This window comes from Burkholderia sp. Ax-1719, from assembly GCF_011753055.1.
GTDB lineage: Bacteria > Pseudomonadota > Gammaproteobacteria > Burkholderiales > Burkholderiaceae > Paraburkholderia.
The window spans coordinates 148,625-165,192 of sequence record NZ_VWWJ01000015.1 but is presented as its reverse complement, the minus strand read 5'-3'; the positions used below and the strand labels follow the sequence as shown (position 1 = coordinate 165,192).

Genomic DNA, 16,568 nt, shown 5'->3' with positions numbered 1-16,568 from the left:
CGTGCCGGGCCGTTTCGTTCAGTGCTTTCTGGCTGTTCTGCTGCTATCAGGCCGGCTGCTGCGCGCCCTGTTCGGCCTGCAGACGCTGCACCACTTCCTTGCGGTAGCGGTTCAGTTCCTGCGCCGTGCTGAAGGTGCGTTCGAACAGGATCGACAGGTTGTGCAGGATGCGCTCAACCACCTTCTTTTCCCAGCCGTCGTCGAAACGGATCTGCTCGTCGAGCCAGCGTTCGAGCCATTCCGGATCCGGCAGGCGCGACTGGATGGTGTCGCGCGGAAACAGCGACTGGTTCACGTGCAGGTTGGTCGGGTGCAGCGGCTTTTCGGTGCGGCGCGCCGAAGCCATCAGGACACCGATCTTCGCGAAAGCCGCACGCGCGACGTCGCCGGCGTTGTTCAGCGCCTTCTTCATGTAGCGCAGGTAAGCGCCGCCGTGGCGGGCTTCATCGCGCGAAATGGTTTCGTAGATGGCCTTGATGACCGGTTCCGTGTGCCATTCGGCCGCGCGGCGATACCAGTGGTTCAGGCGGATCTCGCCGCAGAAGTGCAGCATCAGCGTTTCGAGCGGCGGCGCCGGATCGAACGTGAAACGCACGGCGTGCAGTTCTTCTTCCGTGGGCACCATTTCCGGCTTGAAGCGGCGCAGGTATTCCATCAGCACGAGCGAGTGCTTCTGCTCCTCGAAGAACCAGACGCTCATGAAAGCGGAAAAGTCGCTGTCATGATGGTTGTCGCGCAGGAACATTTCCGTGGCCGGCAGCGCCGACCATTCGGTGATCGCGTTCATCTTGATGGTCGCGGCCTGCTCATCGGTCAAAAGCGAGCCGTCGAACTTGTCCCAGGGAATGTCCTTTTCCATGTCCCAACGGACCGATTCGAGCGATTTGTAAAGTTCCGGATAAAGCATCGTGTTCATAGTCCCGCCCCTGTTCTGCGCATGACGACTTCGTAGCGTGCTGCCCGCGGCGCGTATCTTCACGCGGCCGGCAGGCGAAAAGCATTTAATTTTACGCGGTAACCGGCCTTCCAGACGCAATTGCACTCCCGCTAAACAGATTACTTCCTGTCGAGCGGCAATCCGCCGTGCCGATGTGGATGGCGCCGTGATGAGTTCTGGGTAGCTGAACCATGCCTGGAACCCGGCTGCCTGAAATCCGCGGGGAGCCGCCCGCGCCGTCTGCCCGCCCCGCCCGCGTGGCGCGCGGCGGACTGACGGACCGTCCAGCAAGGGTCGCCCGCACGCGCTGCGACAGATTGTCGCGGCACGGCACCCTCACCGTCCCCGCCTGTTTCGACTGCTGCCGGCTGCCGCGGCGTAAGCGCACACGCTGGCTCTCTTTGACCGGAAGCAAACGGGGGACGCCTCGGGTGTCGGTCGGCATGCGCAAATACAACCTGACGCCCACGAGACGGTCGGAAATACCTTACACGATGATAGCACGGCGATCTTTCACTTCTGGCGCACCAGCGGAAGGCCCAGCGCCACGTCCGCGCCCCTCTCTGACGTCCATTTGCGATACATCAAGCGAACGCCATTCATCGCTTGCATGTCGCAAATGCCGCGCCCGATCCGGACGCGGCCCGCGCCTTACTCCGAACGCGCGGGCGCCTTCTTCGCCCCGCGCGCGGTCGTCTTCCCAGCCGCTGCACCGGCGCTCGCGCCGCCACTGCTGCTGCGCTTCGCCGCCGGTTTTGCCCGTGCCGCCTCTCCAGCGCCGGCACTCGCAGCGTCCGCCGCAGCTTGAGCGGCTTGCGCCGCCGCGGCCGGTTGCGCCATCGCGAACTGCGCGAGCTGGTTGAACTGCGATTGCAGCAGGTTCCACCATGCCGATGCGTCGAAGCCTGCTGGCGCATCGGCCGATGCTTCGGCGTCCCCCGTTGACGATGCAGTTTCGCGCGCGGGCGCAGCCGCCTCGCGCGCAGGTGCTTCATGCGCCGGCGGCGGGCTCATCTGCGACTGCGCGAACGCGCCGAACGCACGCAGCGTCGAGAGCGTCGCGCGCTGCACTTCGAGCGCCTGGATCGCCGACTGCAGCATGTTCAGGTTGAGCTTGAGCCACTGCTCGACCGCGCGCAGATCGGTGACGCGCTTGTCGAGTTCTTCGATGTTGGTGAGCGGCGTCATCATGTCGGACATCATCGACAGCGACGGCCCGAGTCCTTGTCCGAAACCTTGCGCCGCGCCCGGCTCGCTGCCGGGAAAGGCGCTGCCGAACGGCGTGAGGCGCATCATCCCCCACATGCGGTCGAGCATTTCGGCGGGCGGAAAGCCAGGAAAGCCCGGGAACGGCGGTACGGTGCCTGCTGAATCGGTCATGCGAATCTCCCTCGCGAATCTCTCTTACATTGCAGTCGGAATAGTCTGTCGTGCGCCGCGCGCATAGCGCCGATGATACCGCGCGCCTCGGTGCTTCAGAACGGATCGCCGCCCGGAAACTCAGGCGCGCGCCGCTCGCGCAGCGACTGCACGCCTTCGCGCACGTCCGGCCCGGAAAAGCCCATGAATTCCAGCGCCAGCGACGTATCGAAGTTCGGTCCCGCCTGGCGCAGCCAGTTGTTGAGCGCGTACTTGGTCCAGCGCACCGCCGTCTGCGAACCGTTCGCCAGGCGCTTCGCCACCTCGAACGCCTTCGGCAGCAGATCGGTTTCGTCGACGGCCAGCGACACCAGGCCGATGCGCTCCGCCTCTTCGCCGCTCACCGGCTCGCACAGCAGCAGGTAGTACTTCGCCTTCGCCATGCCGCACAGGAGCGGCCAGACAATCGCCGCATGATCGCCCGCGGCGACGCCCAGCCGCGTGTGTCCGTCGATGATGCGCGCAGTCTTCGCGGCGATCGAAATATCGGCCAGCAAACCGGCGACCAGACCCGCGCCCACCGCCGGGCCGTGCATCGCCGAAACAATCGGCTTGCTGCAGTTGATGACGTTGTAGACCAGGTCGCGCGCTTCGCGCCACACGCGTGCGCGCACGTCGAAGTGCAGCGCCATGTCCTCAACGAGCGCAAGATCGCCACCCGCCGAAAAGCCCTTGCCCTCGCCGCGAATCACGGCCACGCGCGCGTCAGGATCGCGATCAACATCGCGCCAGATTTCGGCGAGTTCGCGGTGCATATTCGCGTCGGCGGTGGCGAGGCCGCTCTTGTTGGCGCCCTCGCCGCTCATCACGATTTCGACGATGCCGTGCTCGTGGCGCCGCACGTGCAGCGCGTGATAGCGGGCGTAAAAAGGATCGTTGTTCATGGCACTGTCTCCTGTCTGTTCTGTTGTGTGTTTCGCGGTGCCGCGTCAGCGCTTGATCGTCGCTTACTGCGCGTCCGACAGCGCCGTCACCGCCTGATCGATCGCACCGAAAATCGACTGGCCGGCCGGATCGAGCATTTCGATCTTCACACTGTCGCCGAACTTCATGAATTCCGTACGCGCTTCGCCGTGCTCGATGGTTTCGAGGCAGCGCTTTTCGGCGATACAGCAGTAGCCGCGCTTCGCATCCTTGTTCGACACCGTGCCCGAACCCACGATCGCGCCCGCACGCAGATTGCGCGTCTTCGCCGCGTGCGCGATCAGCTGGCCGAAGTGGAACACCATGTCGGTGCCCGCGTCGGGCTGGCCCACCTTCTTGTTGTTCCAGTAGACCAGCATCGGCAGATGCACGCGGCCTTCGCGCCAGTGCTCGCCCAGTTCATCCGGCGTGACGACCACCGGCGAAAACGAGGTGGCCGGCTTGCTCTGGAAGAAGCCGAAGCCCTTGGCCAGTTCGGCGGGAATCAGGTTGCGCAGCGAAACGTCGTTGGCCAGCGCGATCAGGCGCACGTGCTTGAGCGCTTCGTCGGCGCTCGCGCCCATCGGCACGTCGCCGGTGATGACGGCCACTTCCGCTTCGAAATCGATGCCGAAGGCTTCCGATCCGCACACGATGTCGTCAGTCGGGCCGATGAAGTCGTCGCTGCCGCCCTGGTACATGAGCGGATCGGTCCAGAACTCGGGCGGCATTTCCGCCCCGCGCGCGCGGCGCACGAGTTCGACGTGGTTCACATAGGCCGAGCCGTCGGCCCACTGGTAGGCGCGCGGCAGGGGCGCCATGCAGTCGCGCGCATCGAAGCTGAAGGCGTTGCGCGCGCGGCCCTGGTTGAGCGCTTCGTACAGATCGAGCAGTTGCGGCGCGTAAAAGCGCCAGTCGTCGAGCACGCGTTGCAGCGTGGGCGCGATCGCATCGGCAATGGCGGCGCTGCGCAGGTCGCGGGAAACGACGATCAGCTGGCCGTCGCGGGTGCCGTCCTTCAGCGTGGCGAGTTTCATGGATTGAGGCGTGAGTGACGATAGAGGAAATGTATTCTACGATGGTGAATCGGCGCGACCCAAGGGCGTGCGCCATTCCTGCCATCGCGACCTTCGCGCACTTTAACGCCATCGCTTCGTATGCCGACCCGCTCCGCTTCATCGTCCCGCTCCGCCGACGCCTCCGTGGAGGACAGCGTCGATCCCGACGATCTCAACGCGTCGACTGACAGCGCAAACGACGCCACGAACGACGCCGGCGACGGCGGCGAAGAAAAGCTGCGCTCGGGCATCCAGTCGATCGAAGTGGGCTTTCGCCTGCTCGACGTGCTCACCAGCGAGCCGCGCGCGATGATGCTGCGCGACCTGGCGCAGCGCGCGGGCATGAGCCCTGCGAAAGCTCACCGCTATCTAGTGAGTTTTCTGCGCCTGGGCGTGGTGGCGCAGGACCCGGTGTCGGGCCGCTACGAACTGGGCGGCTTCGCGCTGCAACTGGGGTTGGCGCGTCTTGCGCGCGTCGACGGCGTGAAGCTCGCGCGCATCGCGCTGGCCGAACTGCGCGACGCACTCGACATCACCGTGGGCATCGCCGTCTGGGGCAACCAGGGGCCGACCGTGGTGCACTGGATGGAATCGAGCCATCCGGCCAAGGCGTCGCTCAAACTCGGCGACGTGATGCCAATGCTCAGTTCCGCGACGGGCCTGCTGTTCGCGGCCTACCTGCCGCGCAGCAAGACCGCGCCGATGATCGAGCGCGAGCTTGGCAGCGCGCAGCACTACTCGTGGGGCTCGACGCCGCGCAGCGCCGAGGCGCTCGAAGCCACGCTCGCCGAAGTGCGCGAGCACGGCGCAGCGCGTGTGGAAGGCATGCTGCTGCCGACTATCCACGCGTTCTGCACGCCGGTGTTCGACGCGAGCGGCGAACTCGCGCTCGGGCTGATCGCACTGGGACACGAAGGCGCGTTCGAGAGCGAATGGAACGGCGCCGTCGATACGGCCTTGCGCGACTGCGCACGCAAGCTCTCGTATGAATTGGGGTACAGCCCTGCGGAGCGTTGAGCGCCGCTTCTGCGTGGGTCGTGCTTGCCGTGTCACAGTAACGCTAATCCGCGATCAGGCCCGAAGATTCAATGACCCGTTCCACCGCCGACCGAAACGCGTCTAACTCGCTCACTTCATCCACCTCGCCCCAGCGCTCGAACGCGTGGCGCTGGGTGGCGGCGTTCGTGCTGGTGACGCTGCTGCACTGGCTCGCGGCGCAATGGTTCGAACGTCATCACACCGCCCAGCCGGTTGCGCCCGCGCATGTGCCGGTGCAGGTGCGCCTGCTCAAAACCGAACGCATCGAGCAACAGGCCAAACCCGCTGCGCCCGCCGCGAAGCCTGCCGCGCCCTCGCGGCCCGCGCCGCCCAAACGCGCGCCCAGTCCGCCGCACACACTGCAGGCGCTCACGCCGCCCGAAGCGCATCCAAAAACGCCCGCTGCACCCGCCGCGCCCGCAGAAGCGGCATCGAATCCCGCCGCATCCGACGCCGCCGCTTCGCCTTCGGGCAGCGCTAGCGGCACGGCGCAAGCCGCCGCGCCGGACAACGGCAACACGCCGAATGCACCGGCGACGCAGGCCTCGCACGGCGTCAAGTTCCAGGTCCCACCATCGGGCGAACTCGAATACGACACCTTCTTCAACGGCGCCCGCAACGCGCCGGGCACGATCCACTGGAAGAGCGACGGCCAGCACTACGAAATGGTCGTATCGATTCCGTTGCCTTTCGTCGGCACATTTAGCTGGACGAGCCACGGCCACGTCGACGCATTCGGTCTCGCGCCTGACCAGTACATCGAAAAACGCGGACGCAGGCCCGCGGACTTTACGGTGTTCAATCGCAAAGAGAAGCAGATCGTCTTCACGCGCACGCCGAATTCGCTCGCCTTGCCCGATGGCGCGCAGGACCGCTTCAGCATGGTGATGCAGCTTGCGAGCCTCGTGCGCGGCGATCCCGACACCTACAAGCCCGGCGTCACGCGAGAGTTCTACGTGGCCGATAACGACAGCGGCGAAATCTGGCCGATCACCACCATCGGCGACGAATCCGTCAGCACGGATCATGGCTACGTCACGGCGCGCCACTTCATGCGTCTGCCGCGCCACGATGGCGACAAACGCCGCATCGACGTGTGGCTCGCGCCGGCGCTCGGCTGGCTGCCGGTGCGTCTCGTGCAGACCGAACCCAACGGCACCGAAGTCGAATTGCTGTGGCATGGCGCGCTGAGCGTGCCGAAAGCATCGGATGATTCGAGCGCTGCGAACGCTGCGAACGCGACGGATACGTCTGCAGCGAGCGCTCCGGCGGCATCGCAGGCATCGCAAACGCCCACGCCGCCCGCACCCGCATCGAACGACGCAAGCAGCACCGCGACGCCCGCAGCGGCCCTCGCGCCGCCTGCCGATCAAGCCCCGCAAACGCTTCCCGAACCGGCCGCCGACGCGCCAATGCACCCTTAAGCGTCCTCCCGCACACAGGCGCACAACAACTGCGTCGGCGAGCCGCAAAACCGGCCTTTCTGACCGCACGTTCGCGCGAAATAGCGCATACTGGAAATCATCGAAGCGCCCTGCATCCGAACCGCATCGAATGCGCGCGCGGCCCGAGACGAGCACAAGAAAGAACAGAGGAAAGCGTTCGAAGGGAGGCTCGAGCCACGCATCGCACCGGCGCACCCGGCTGCGCGAATCACCCGTTTGCGCCTTTCAGGCGCGCGGCTTGCGATGCACTTTGCAATACCGTTTGCAAAACACGCACGACGTCCACGCAGTACCTCGCAACCAGCCTGACTCCCGACCGCACCGGCCAAGGAGGAACGCATGCAAGCGACTGTCAATGGCATCGATACGCGCTACGTCTTCGAAGACCGCAGCGGCGGCCCCGCGCTGACGTTCATTCATCAGCTCGGCGGCGATCTCTCCGTGTGGGACACACTTGCGGGTCATTTCCGGCATCGCTTTCGCGTCTTGCGTTATGACGTGCGCGGCCATGGCGCGAGTGCCATATCTCGCAGCCCATTCGGCTTCAAGGAACTGGCCGCCGATCTCACCGCTTTGCTCGATGCGAAAGACATCGAAAAAACGCATCTGGTCGGCATGTCGATGGGCGGCATGATCGCGCAGCAGTTCGCGCTCGATCACGCCGGATCAGCGCGCTCGCGCGTGCTCTCGCTCACGCTGTGCGATACCGCGAGCCGCACCGCGCCCGAAGCACGCGCGACGTGGAACGAACGCGCTGCGCTGGTGCGCAGCGAAGGCCTGGGCGCGATTGCCGACGTGACGATGGCGCGCTGGTTCACAGCCGATTTCCGTCGCACGAATCGCGATACGGTTGCCCGCATCTGCGACGTTTTATTACGCACGCCTGCGCAGGGCTACGCAAGCGCCTGCGAGGCCCTGCGCGACTTCGACGTTCACGAACGACTCGCGCAGTTGCGCGTGCCGACGCTCACGGTGGCGGGACGCCACGATACCGGCACGCCGCCCGCGCTCACCGAAGCGCTCGCGCAGGCCATTTCCGGCGCACGTTTCGAAACACTCGACGCCGCACATCTGGCCCCGGTTGAGGATTCCCATAGCTTCGCGGCCCTGCTGGAAACGTTTTTACGTCAACAGGCCCAGCAATTGCACCCTGCATCCGCAGCGCCGCGAAATCCGTAGTTGGTCAAGGCTCATCGAAGTTCAAAAAGGGCACGCAGAACTGTCGTACCGAAGCAGGCATCAAAGACGGGGAAGTAGAGGGAGAGCAGTCCGAAAAAGAGGTGATGCGGGACCCACCCCTTGAATTCCAGATCGAACGCTCCATGTATCGACAGAAGCAGTGAGGGAGCACAGGAAAAAGGAGTGTCGCCATGCAGATGATCTACAACAGTCCGAACTATTGCGTTGTCGAGTTTCCCCCGCAGGACGGTCACGTCGCCATGCGCTCTGGCGGCTATGAAATTGTCGACAAGAACGCGCGCCGCGAGTTGTTCATCGATGGTGTGATGGCGGCACGTTTTCGCGAAGACGTGCAGAAGCTGATGGACGAGGATCAGTCGCTCGACGAGGTGGACGAATTCCTCGGACAGTTCGACAGCCTCATGCAGCAACCCGTGGTGCTGCACTGACACGTGGCGGCCCTCAGCATGACGGCTCCCACGCTCATGCAGTAAAACACCCGCGCCCACGCTTCATGGCGGCGCGCCCGTCAGAAAGCCCCGCCCGGCCGCGCGCCGCGCGGGGCTTTCTTTTCGCCGAAGACATTGGGGGCCGATCGCCACGCCCGCGACAGCGGGGCGTCCCGGCTACGGATACAATATTGGGTTTCCCAGCTCGACCGGCGCTTTCGCGCGCCCGCCACCCATGAACCAGCCCGCCGAACACGCTACGCCTCCTCGTGCCACGCCGTACACGCGCGCAGCCTCGCTGCCCGCGCTGCTGGCCTCCCGCATCGTGATCCTCGACGGTGCGATGGGGACGATGATCCAGCGCTACAAGCTCGACGAAGCCGCCTATCGTGGTCAAGGCGGCGTCGAGCGCTTCAAGGACTATCCGCGCGACATCAAGGGCAACAACGAACTGCTCTCGCTCACGCAGCCGCAGATCATCAGCGAGATTCACGAGCAGTATCTGGCCGCGGGCGCCGACATCATCGAGACCAACACGTTCGGCGCAACCACGGTGGCGCAGGACGACTACGGCATGGGCGAACTCGCCATCGAGATGAACCTCGAATCGGCGAAACTCGCGCGCGCCGCGTGCGACAAGTACTCCACTCCGGACAAGCCGCGCTTTGCCGCCGGCGCGATCGGCCCGACGCCGAAGACCGCCAGCATCTCGCCGGACGTGAACGACCCGGGCGCACGCAACGTAACTTTCGAGGAACTGCGCAAGGCCTACTACGAGCAGGCCAAGGCGCTGATGGACGGCGGCTGTGACCTGTTCCTCGTCGAGACCATCTTCGACACGCTCAACGCCAAGGCCGCCCTGTTCGCGCTCGACCAGCTGTTCGAAGACACTGGCGAGAACCTGCCGATCATGATCTCGGGCACGGTCACGGACGCCTCGGGCCGCATTCTCTCGGGCCAGACCGTCGAGGCCTTCTGGAATTCGCTGCGTCACGCCAGGCCGCTCACTTTCGGCCTGAACTGCGCGCTGGGCGCAGCGCTGATGCGTCCGTACATCGCCGAACTGGCCAAGCTGTGCGACACGTATGTCTCGTGCTACCCGAACGCCGGTCTGCCTAACCCGATGAGCGACACGGGCTTCGACGAAACGCCGGCCGATACCTCGGCGCTGCTCAAGGAATTCGCCACGGCGGGGCTCGTGAATGTGGCAGGCGGCTGCTGCGGCACCACGCCCGAGCACATCGCGGCGATTGCCAAAGCGCTCGAAACGATCAAGCCGCGCCGCTGGCCGGGGCAGTATCGGGACGCGGCGTAACTCGCCTGCATCCCCGCCCGCGACCGAAGCCAAGCCGAAGCCACGCCGACTCAACACGACATCCGACGATCCAGTCCCACGCCATGACTGACCATACCCTGCGCCTCTCCGGCCTCGAACCCTTCAACGTCAACGAAGGCACGCTCTTCATCAACGTCGGCGAGCGCACCAACGTGACCGGCTCGAAGGCGTTCGCGCGCATGATTCTCAACGGCCAGTTCGACGAGGCGCTCGCGGTTGCGCGCCAGCAGGTCGAGAACGGCGCGCAGATCATCGACGTCAACATGGACGAGGCGATGCTCGATTCGAAGGCGGCGATGGTGCGCTTCATGAATCTGATCGCTTCGGAACCCGACATCGCGCGCGTGCCGATCATGATCGACTCGTCGAAGTGGGATGTGATCGAGGCGGGTCTGCAGTGCGTGCAAGGCAAGGCCATCGTCAACTCGATCTCGCTCAAGGAAGGCCGCGAGCCGTTCATCCATCACGCGAAACTGATTCGCCGCTACGGCGCCGCGGCCGTCGTGATGGCCTTCGACGAAACCGGTCAGGCCGACACCTACCAGCGCAAGATCGAGATCTGCAAGCGCTCGTACGACGTGCTGGTGAACGAAGTGGGCTTCCTGCCCGAAGACATCATCTTCGATCCGAACATCTTCGCGGTCGCCACCGGCATCGAAGAGCACAACAACTACGCGGTGGACTTCATCGAAGCCACGCGCTGGATCAAGCAGAATCTGCCGCACGCGAAGATCAGCGGCGGCGTGTCGAACGTGTCGTTCTCGTTCCGCGGCAACGACCCGGTGCGCGAGGCGATCCACACCGTGTTCCTCTACCACGCCATTCAGGCGGGCATGGACATGGGCATCGTCAACGCGGGCCAGCTCGGCGTGTATGCCGATCTCGATCCCGAACTGCGCGAGCGCGTGGAAGACGTGGTGCTCAACCGCCGCGAAGACGCCACCGACCGTCTGCTGGAAATCGCCGACAAGTTCAAGACCGGCGCGGCCAAGAAGGAAGAGAACCTGGAGTGGCGCAATCAGGAGGTCGAAAAGCGTCTCGCGCATGCGCTCGTGCACGGCATCACCAACTTCATCGTCGAAGATACGGAAGAAGCGCGCGCGAAGATCATGGGCGGCGGCGGACGTCCGATCAACGTGATCGAAGGCCCGCTGATGGACGGCATGAACATCGTCGGCGACCTGTTCGGTCAGGGCAAGATGTTCCTGCCGCAGGTGGTGAAGTCGGCGCGCGTGATGAAGCAGGCGGTCGCCCACCTGATCCCGTTCATCGAGGAAGAAAAGCGTCTGCTGGCCGAATCGGGCGCGGACGTGCGCGCGAAGGGCAAGATCGTCATCGCGACGGTTAAGGGCGATGTGCACGACATCGGCAAGAACATCGTGTCGGTGGTGCTCCAGTGCAATAACTTCGAAGTGGTCAACATGGGCGTGATGGTCCCGTGCAACGAGATTCTCGCCAAGGCGAAGGTCGAGGGCGCGGACATCATCGGTCTGTCGGGCCTGATTACGCCGTCGCTCGAAGAAATGGCTTACGTCGCCTCCGAAATGCAGCGCGACGACTATTTCCGCGTGAAGAAGATTCCGCTGCTGATCGGCGGCGCGACCACCTCGCGCGTGCACACGGCCGTGAAAATCGCGCCGAACTACGAAGGCCCGGTCGTGTACGTGCCGGACGCGTCGCGTTCGGTGTCGGTGGCATCGAGCCTGCTGTCCGACGAAGGCGCGGCGAAGTACATCGACGATCTCAAAACCGATTACGACCGCGTTCGCGAGCAGCACGCCAACAAGAAGGCGCAGCCGATGGTGACGCTCGAAGAGGCGCGCGCCAACAAGACGAAGATCGACTGGACGAATTTCGAACCCGTGAAGCCGAAGTTCATCGGCCGCCGCGTGTTCAAGAACTACGATCTGAACGACCTCGCGCAGTACATCGACTGGGGTCCGTTCTTCCAGACCTGGGATCTGGCCGGGCCGTATCCGCAGATTCTCAACGACGAGATCGTGGGCGAATCGGCGCGCAAGGTGTTCTCCGATGCGAAGTCGATGCTGTCGCGCCTGATTCAAGGCCGCTGGCTGCAGGCGAATGGCGTGCTCTCGCTCTTGCCCGCCAACACGGTGAATGACGACGACATCGAGATCTACACCGACGAATCGCGCACGGAAGTCGCGCTCACGTGGCGCAATCTGCGTCAGCAGTCGGTGCGTCCGGTGGTCGATGGCGTGATGCGTCCGAACCGCTGTCTGGCTGACTTCATCGCGCCGAAGTCGTCGGGCAAGGCCGATTACATCGGCATGTTCGCGGTCACGGCGGGCATCGGCGTGGACGTGAAGGAAGCGCAGTTCGAGAAGGATCACGACGACTACAGCGCGATCATGCTCAAGGCGCTCGCCGACCGCTTCGCGGAAGCCTTCGCCGAAGCGCTGCACGCGCGCGTGCGCCGCGATCTGTGGGGCTATGCGGCCAGCGAAACGCTCGACAACGACGCGCTGATCGCCGAGAAGTACGCGGGCATCCGTCCGGCGCCGGGCTATCCGGCGTGCCCGGATCACCTCGTCAAGCGCGATATGTTCGAGGTGCTGCAGGCGAATGAGATCGGCATGAGCGTGACGGAGTCGCTGGCGATGCTGCCGGCGGCCAGCGTGTCGGGCTTCTACCTTGCGCATCCGGACAGCACGTATTTCTCCGTCGGCAAGATCGCCCAGGATCAGCTCACCGATTTCGGCATGCGCATGGCGCTCTCCGCCGAAGACGCGCGCCGCGCGCTCGCGCCGCTGCTCTAAGGCGCTCGCAGGCCGTCTTGCGCAGTCGGGCCGCACATCGTTGTGGCGGCCCGACAGTCGGAACATACGCAAACCGATAGCCTGAATATTTCGCGCACGGAATTTTTCGGCTTTGTAAGATGGCCGCGCATCACCCTTGGCTCAAGGTGGCCCAAGCGCGGCCAGGCATTGCGGCAAAAAAACGCCTCGTTGCGCGCCGGCTCGCTCATCAGCAAGTCCTTAAAAACAGATCGAAGCAACCTCGACGGAGAACAATCGTATGAAGAAGCTGATGTTGATGTTGACCGCCTTTGGCGTCGCCGCGCTCGCCCAGCCGTCGTTCGCGCAACCGGCCTCCGCGCCGCACGAGTCGAGCGCCGTGTCGTCGTATTCGGCGCCCACTGAAAAACACGTGAAGAAGCCGAAGAAAAAGAAGATGAAGAAGGGTGCGGCATCGGCTGCGGAAACGGCTGAGCCGACGGCCGCCAGCCAGTAAGGCCGGTCAGGCCGATCAGGCAAACCACGCCGCAAAACAAAAGAGCCCGCTCGATGCGGGCTCTTTGCATTTGGGATGGAGTCTGCGCGACGCGCTTCAGACGCCCCAGACGATATCGTTGTCTTCCTTCTTCGCCGCGCGCAGCATGTCGAGGAAGGGAAACGCGCGCTGGGCGAGACCCGGCGGCAGTTCGTGCGGCTCGCGACCGTCCTCGCCTTCGTGGAAGTGGCCGTCGTGCTCGGCGCGATCCTTTTTGTCGACGGCAATCGCTGATTCGAGCTTGCTGATGGCGCTGTCGAGTTCTTCGCGGGTGATGACACCGCGCTCGCCCAGCCGCTTGCCAATAATGCCGAGGAGATATTGCGCGAGGCTGTCGAGCATCAGCACGTCGGGCGACGCGTGGCATTTGAACGTAATCAGCATGACTGTTCCCTTTTGATTTTCTAGGTTAAGCGCGTTGTGACCGGAACCCGCGCTTGCCGGGCTTCTCATTTCACATATTAGCACCTGCTAAAATCCGTCTGAACGGAATTACCCGCAGGGCGCGGCACGCCCGTCCGGCACGCTGAAGCGCCAGTTCGGCGCACGCTGCGAAAGGACGATACGGCCGGACGGCACGACAAGCCCGCTCTCACCGAATTCGACGGCACGCGCCGCCTTAGCGACTACGCGGGCGGCCCCGCACCCAAACTACCCGCACAGGACCTGCAACAAGCATGCTGCCCGCACAGAAACACACCCTGGAGACTCTGCTCGCCGACGCCGTCGCCCAGGTGGCGAAGGCCACCGAAGGCGCCACCGAGGCCGCATTCGTCGTGCCCGCCATCGCGCTCGAGCGTCCGAAGGTCGCCGCGCACGGCGACGTCGCCTGCAACGTGGCGATGCAGCTGGCCAAGCCGCTGCGCGCCAACCCGCGCGCGCTGGCCCAGCAGATCGTCGACGCCGTGAAGGCGCTGCCCGCCGCCGCAGGCCTCGTCGCCGACGCCGAAGTCGCCGGCCCCGGCTTCATCAACCTGCGCCTGAGCGCCGAAGCCAAGCGCTCGGTCCTGAACGCCGTGTTCGCCGAAGGCGCCGCGTTCGGCCAGTCGCAGCGCGACGCCGGCAAGCATGTGCTGGTCGAGTTCGTCTCGGCCAACCCCACCGGTCCGCTGCACGTCGGCCACGGCCGTCAGGCGGCCCTGGGCGACGCGATCTCGAACGTGCTGGCCTCGCAAGGCTGGGGCGTGCATCGCGAGTTCTACTACAACGACGCGGGCGTGCAGATCGGCAACCTCGCTGTTTCGACCCAGGCGCGCGCACGCGGCTTCAAGCCCGGCGACGCCGAGTGGCCGGAAGCCGCCTACAACGGTGAATACATCGCCGATATCGCGCGCGACTATCTCGCGGGCGAGACCGTCGCGGCCAAGGACGGCGAGCCCGTCACGGGCGAGAAGGATCCCGAGAATCTCGAAGCGATCCGCCGCTTCGCCGTGGCCTACCTGCGCCACGAGCAGGATCTGGATCTGCAGGCCTTCGGCGTGAAGTTCGACCGCTACTACCTGGAGTCGTCGCTGTACACGGAAGGCCGCGTCGAGAAGACCGTCGAGGCGCTGATCGCTTCGGGCCAGACCTACGAGCAGGACGGCGCGCTGTGGCTCAAGACCACCGACTACGGCGACGACAAGGACCGCGTGATGCGCAAGTCCGACGGCACCTACACGTACTTCCTGCCCGATGTCGCTTACCACGTCACCAAGTGGGAACGCGGCTTCACCAAGGTCATCAACATTCAGGGCTCCGACCACCACGGCACCATCGCGCGCGTGCGCGCCGGTCTCCAGGCCATGGGCGTGGGCATTCCGAAGGGCTACCCCGACTACGTGCTGCACAAGATGGTCACGGTGATGCGCGACGGCGCGGAGGTGAAAATCTCCAAGCGCGCGGGCAGCTACGTGACGGTGCGCGACCTGATCGAATGGTCGGGCGGCGCGAACCCGGGCAGCGAAGTGTCGCCGGATCTGCTCGACGAAGCGACCATCCGCCGCGGCCGCGACGCCGTGCGCTTCTTCCTCATCTCGCGCAAGGCCGACACCGAATTCGTGTTCGACATCGACCTCGCGCTGAAGGAAAACGACGAAAACCCGGTGTACTACGTGCAGTACGCGCACGCGCGTATCTCGTCGATTCTCGGCGACTGGCAAGGCAAGCACGGCGGCAACCTCGCCGCGCTGCCGTCGGTCGATCTCTCGCCGCTGTCGAGCGAACGCGCGCTCGCGCTCATCGCGAAACTCGCCGAATTCCCCGACATGCTCACGCATGCCGCCGCGGAACTCGCACCGCACGCCGTGGCGTTCTATCTGCGTGAACTCGCGGCTGAATTCCACTCGTTCTACAATGCCGAACGCGTTCTCGTGGACGACGCAGCCGTGCGCGATGCGCGCGTCGCGCTGCTCGCGGCCACGCGCCAGGTGCTGGCGAACGGCCTCGCCGTAATCGGCGTCTCGGCTCCCGAGCGCATGTAAAGCGGCCCTGGCCCACCCGCGCGGCAGCCGTCGCGCGGGCGCTCCGTCCAAAACGCATGACGACATGTTTGGGGCGTGCCCGCCTGGGCGCGCCGTTCCGGAATACTCTTGTTTGCAGGTGATTCAGACGATGGCACAACCGATTGCTAAAGCGCGCCGCACTATAAAACCGCAGTCGAAACAGTCCGGGGGCACCTTCGTTGGCGTTGTGCTGGGCCTGATTGTCGGCCTTGCGATCGCCGTGGTCGTCGCGCTCTACATCACGCGCTCGCCTACGCCGTTCGTCTCGAAAGTCGCGCCGCCGGCCGCCTCGGACGCGAGCCAGAGCGAGCAGTACGATCCGAATCGCCCGCTGCAGGGCAAGTCGCCGGGCCAGCCGGTGACGCCGCAAGCCGCGCAGAGCACGCCGCCCAACACGGCGCCGGGCCAGACCACGAACCAGTCGCAGTCGTCGGGCATGCTCGACGAGCCGCAGATCGTCGAAGTGCCGCCTTCGGGTAATGCGGGCAATGCCGCCAATACCGGCAACGCAGGCAACGCCGATAACGGCAATGCCGCCGCCAACAACGGCGTCGCAGTCGCACCGAAGCCGTCCACCGGCGACAACGGCACGACCATCGCGAAGAAACCGCAGCCGCAACAACAAGCGCAACAACCGTCGAGCCAGGCGAATCAGGCGCTGCAGCAGTTCGCCAATAACCAGCCGTTGAAGAACACGCCGAACGCCGCCACGCCGCCGGCCGCCAAGCCTGCCCAGCCGGGTTCGGCCGCACCGACGGCCGGCGACGCCAACACCGGCTACTTCCTGCAGGTGGGCGCGTACAAGACCTCGGGCGACGCCGAGCAACAACGCGCGCGCCTCGCGTTCCAGGGCTTCGAATCGAAGGTCACGCAGCGCGACGCGGGCGGTGTCACGTACTTCCGCGTGCGTATCGGACCGTTCTCGAAATTCGACGATATGAACTCGACCCGTCAGCGTCTGTCAGATGCCGGGATCGACACCGCCGTCATCCGCTTCACGAAGCAGTAACCGCGAAGACCGGACGCC

General features: G+C 64.9%; 14 protein-coding genes. 9 read left to right on the top strand and 5 right to left on the bottom strand.

Annotation, left to right across the window (positions count from 1 at the left end):
* Positions 1 to 46: 46 nt before the first annotated feature.
* From F3J17_RS23150 to F3J17_RS23135, 4 genes are all read right to left on the bottom strand, one after another.
* Complete coding sequence (locus F3J17_RS23150; protein WP_167064254.1) at positions 47 to 916, bottom strand: acyl-ACP desaturase; 870 nt, start codon at positions 914 to 916, stop codon at positions 47 to 49.
* Positions 917 to 1,588: 672 nt separating this feature from the next.
* A complete protein-coding gene (locus F3J17_RS23145) occupies positions 1,589 to 2,317 on the bottom strand; it encodes a PhaM family polyhydroxyalkanoate granule multifunctional regulatory protein (RefSeq protein ID WP_167064251.1) in 729 nt (242 codons plus the stop codon).
* Between the two features lie 95 nt (positions 2,318 to 2,412).
* Complete coding sequence (locus tag F3J17_RS23140; RefSeq protein ID WP_167064248.1) at positions 2,413 to 3,240, bottom strand: enoyl-CoA hydratase/isomerase family protein; 828 nt, start codon at positions 3,238 to 3,240, stop codon at positions 2,413 to 2,415.
* A gap of 63 nt (positions 3,241 to 3,303) precedes the next feature.
* Complete coding sequence (locus F3J17_RS23135) at positions 3,304 to 4,296, bottom strand: fumarylacetoacetate hydrolase family protein (RefSeq protein WP_167064245.1); 993 nt, start codon at positions 4,294 to 4,296, stop codon at positions 3,304 to 3,306.
* Between the two features lie 120 nt (positions 4,297 to 4,416).
* On the opposite strand from F3J17_RS23135, the gene F3J17_RS23130 reads away from it, so the two are divergent.
* The 7 genes from F3J17_RS23130 to F3J17_RS23100 all read left to right on the top strand — a co-directional run bounded on the left by F3J17_RS23130 (position 4,417) and on the right by F3J17_RS23100 (position 13,019).
* Complete coding sequence (locus F3J17_RS23130; RefSeq protein WP_167064242.1) at positions 4,417 to 5,334, top strand: IclR family transcriptional regulator; 918 nt, start codon at positions 4,417 to 4,419, stop codon at positions 5,332 to 5,334.
* 71 nt (positions 5,335 to 5,405) lie between these two features.
* Positions 5,406 to 6,779 (top strand): DUF3108 domain-containing protein, encoded by a 1,374-nt coding sequence (locus F3J17_RS23125; protein WP_167064239.1) that lies wholly within the window; start codon positions 5,406 to 5,408, stop codon positions 6,777 to 6,779.
* A gap of 360 nt (positions 6,780 to 7,139) precedes the next feature.
* Positions 7,140 to 7,979: a 3-oxoadipate enol-lactonase gene (gene pcaD, locus F3J17_RS23120; RefSeq protein WP_167064236.1), complete on the top strand. Its 840-nt coding sequence runs from the start codon at positions 7,140 to 7,142 to the stop codon at positions 7,977 to 7,979.
* 191 nt (positions 7,980 to 8,170) lie between these two features.
* Positions 8,171 to 8,428 (top strand): DUF3567 domain-containing protein, encoded by a 258-nt coding sequence (locus tag F3J17_RS23115; protein ID WP_027815766.1) that lies wholly within the window; start codon positions 8,171 to 8,173, stop codon positions 8,426 to 8,428.
* Positions 8,429 to 8,663: 235 nt separating this feature from the next.
* On the top strand, positions 8,664 to 9,743 hold the full coding sequence (locus tag F3J17_RS23110; RefSeq protein ID WP_167064233.1) for a homocysteine S-methyltransferase family protein: 1,080 nt from the start codon (positions 8,664 to 8,666) through the stop codon (positions 9,741 to 9,743).
* A gap of 83 nt (positions 9,744 to 9,826) precedes the next feature.
* Positions 9,827 to 12,544 carry a methionine synthase gene (gene metH / locus F3J17_RS23105; RefSeq protein WP_167064230.1) on the top strand — a complete coding sequence of 906 codons (2,718 nt, stop codon included), beginning with the start codon at positions 9,827 to 9,829 and terminating at the stop codon, positions 12,542 to 12,544.
* 259 nt (positions 12,545 to 12,803) lie between these two features.
* Positions 12,804 to 13,019 carry an acid-shock protein gene (locus F3J17_RS23100; RefSeq protein ID WP_167064227.1) on the top strand — a complete coding sequence of 72 codons (216 nt, stop codon included), beginning with the start codon at positions 12,804 to 12,806 and terminating at the stop codon, positions 13,017 to 13,019.
* A gap of 96 nt (positions 13,020 to 13,115) precedes the next feature.
* On the opposite strand, the gene F3J17_RS23095 is transcribed toward F3J17_RS23100, so the two are convergent.
* Complete coding sequence (locus F3J17_RS23095) at positions 13,116 to 13,442, bottom strand: DUF1840 domain-containing protein (protein WP_167064224.1); 327 nt, start codon at positions 13,440 to 13,442, stop codon at positions 13,116 to 13,118.
* 293 nt (positions 13,443 to 13,735) lie between these two features.
* Between F3J17_RS23095 and argS the strand changes: the two genes are divergently transcribed.
* Positions 13,736 to 15,520, top strand: a complete 1,785-nt coding sequence (argS, locus tag F3J17_RS23090; protein ID WP_167064221.1) for an arginine--tRNA ligase — start codon at positions 13,736 to 13,738, stop codon at positions 15,518 to 15,520.
* A gap of 130 nt (positions 15,521 to 15,650) precedes the next feature.
* Positions 15,651 to 16,550 carry an SPOR domain-containing protein gene (locus F3J17_RS23085; RefSeq protein ID WP_167064218.1) on the top strand — a complete coding sequence of 300 codons (900 nt, stop codon included), beginning with the start codon at positions 15,651 to 15,653 and terminating at the stop codon, positions 16,548 to 16,550.
* Positions 16,551 to 16,568: the final 18 nt, after the last annotated feature.

Coding starts and splice junctions, on each gene's coding strand:
- F3J17_RS23150 (WP_167064254.1), bottom strand. CDS start 916: ATGAACACGATGCTTTATCCGGAACTTTACAAATCGCTCGAATCGGTC.
- F3J17_RS23145 (WP_167064251.1), bottom strand. CDS start 2,317: ATGACCGATTCAGCAGGCACCGTACCGCCGTTCCCGGGCTTTCCTGGC.
- F3J17_RS23140 (WP_167064248.1), bottom strand. CDS start 3,240: ATGAACAACGATCCTTTTTACGCCCGCTATCACGCGCTGCACGTGCGG.
- F3J17_RS23135 (WP_167064245.1), bottom strand. CDS start 4,296: ATGAAACTCGCCACGCTGAAGGACGGCACCCGCGACGGCCAGCTGATC.
- F3J17_RS23130 (WP_167064242.1), top strand. CDS start 4,417: ATGCCGACCCGCTCCGCTTCATCGTCCCGCTCCGCCGACGCCTCCGTG.
- F3J17_RS23125 (WP_167064239.1), top strand. CDS start 5,406: ATGACCCGTTCCACCGCCGACCGAAACGCGTCTAACTCGCTCACTTCA.
- pcaD (WP_167064236.1), top strand. CDS start 7,140: ATGCAAGCGACTGTCAATGGCATCGATACGCGCTACGTCTTCGAAGAC.
- F3J17_RS23115 (WP_027815766.1), top strand. CDS start 8,171: ATGCAGATGATCTACAACAGTCCGAACTATTGCGTTGTCGAGTTTCCC.
- F3J17_RS23110 (WP_167064233.1), top strand. CDS start 8,664: ATGAACCAGCCCGCCGAACACGCTACGCCTCCTCGTGCCACGCCGTAC.
- metH (WP_167064230.1), top strand. CDS start 9,827: ATGACTGACCATACCCTGCGCCTCTCCGGCCTCGAACCCTTCAACGTC.
- F3J17_RS23100 (WP_167064227.1), top strand. CDS start 12,804: ATGAAGAAGCTGATGTTGATGTTGACCGCCTTTGGCGTCGCCGCGCTC.
- F3J17_RS23095 (WP_167064224.1), bottom strand. CDS start 13,442: ATGCTGATTACGTTCAAATGCCACGCGTCGCCCGACGTGCTGATGCTC.
- argS (WP_167064221.1), top strand. CDS start 13,736: ATGCTGCCCGCACAGAAACACACCCTGGAGACTCTGCTCGCCGACGCC.
- F3J17_RS23085 (WP_167064218.1), top strand. CDS start 15,651: ATGGCACAACCGATTGCTAAAGCGCGCCGCACTATAAAACCGCAGTCG.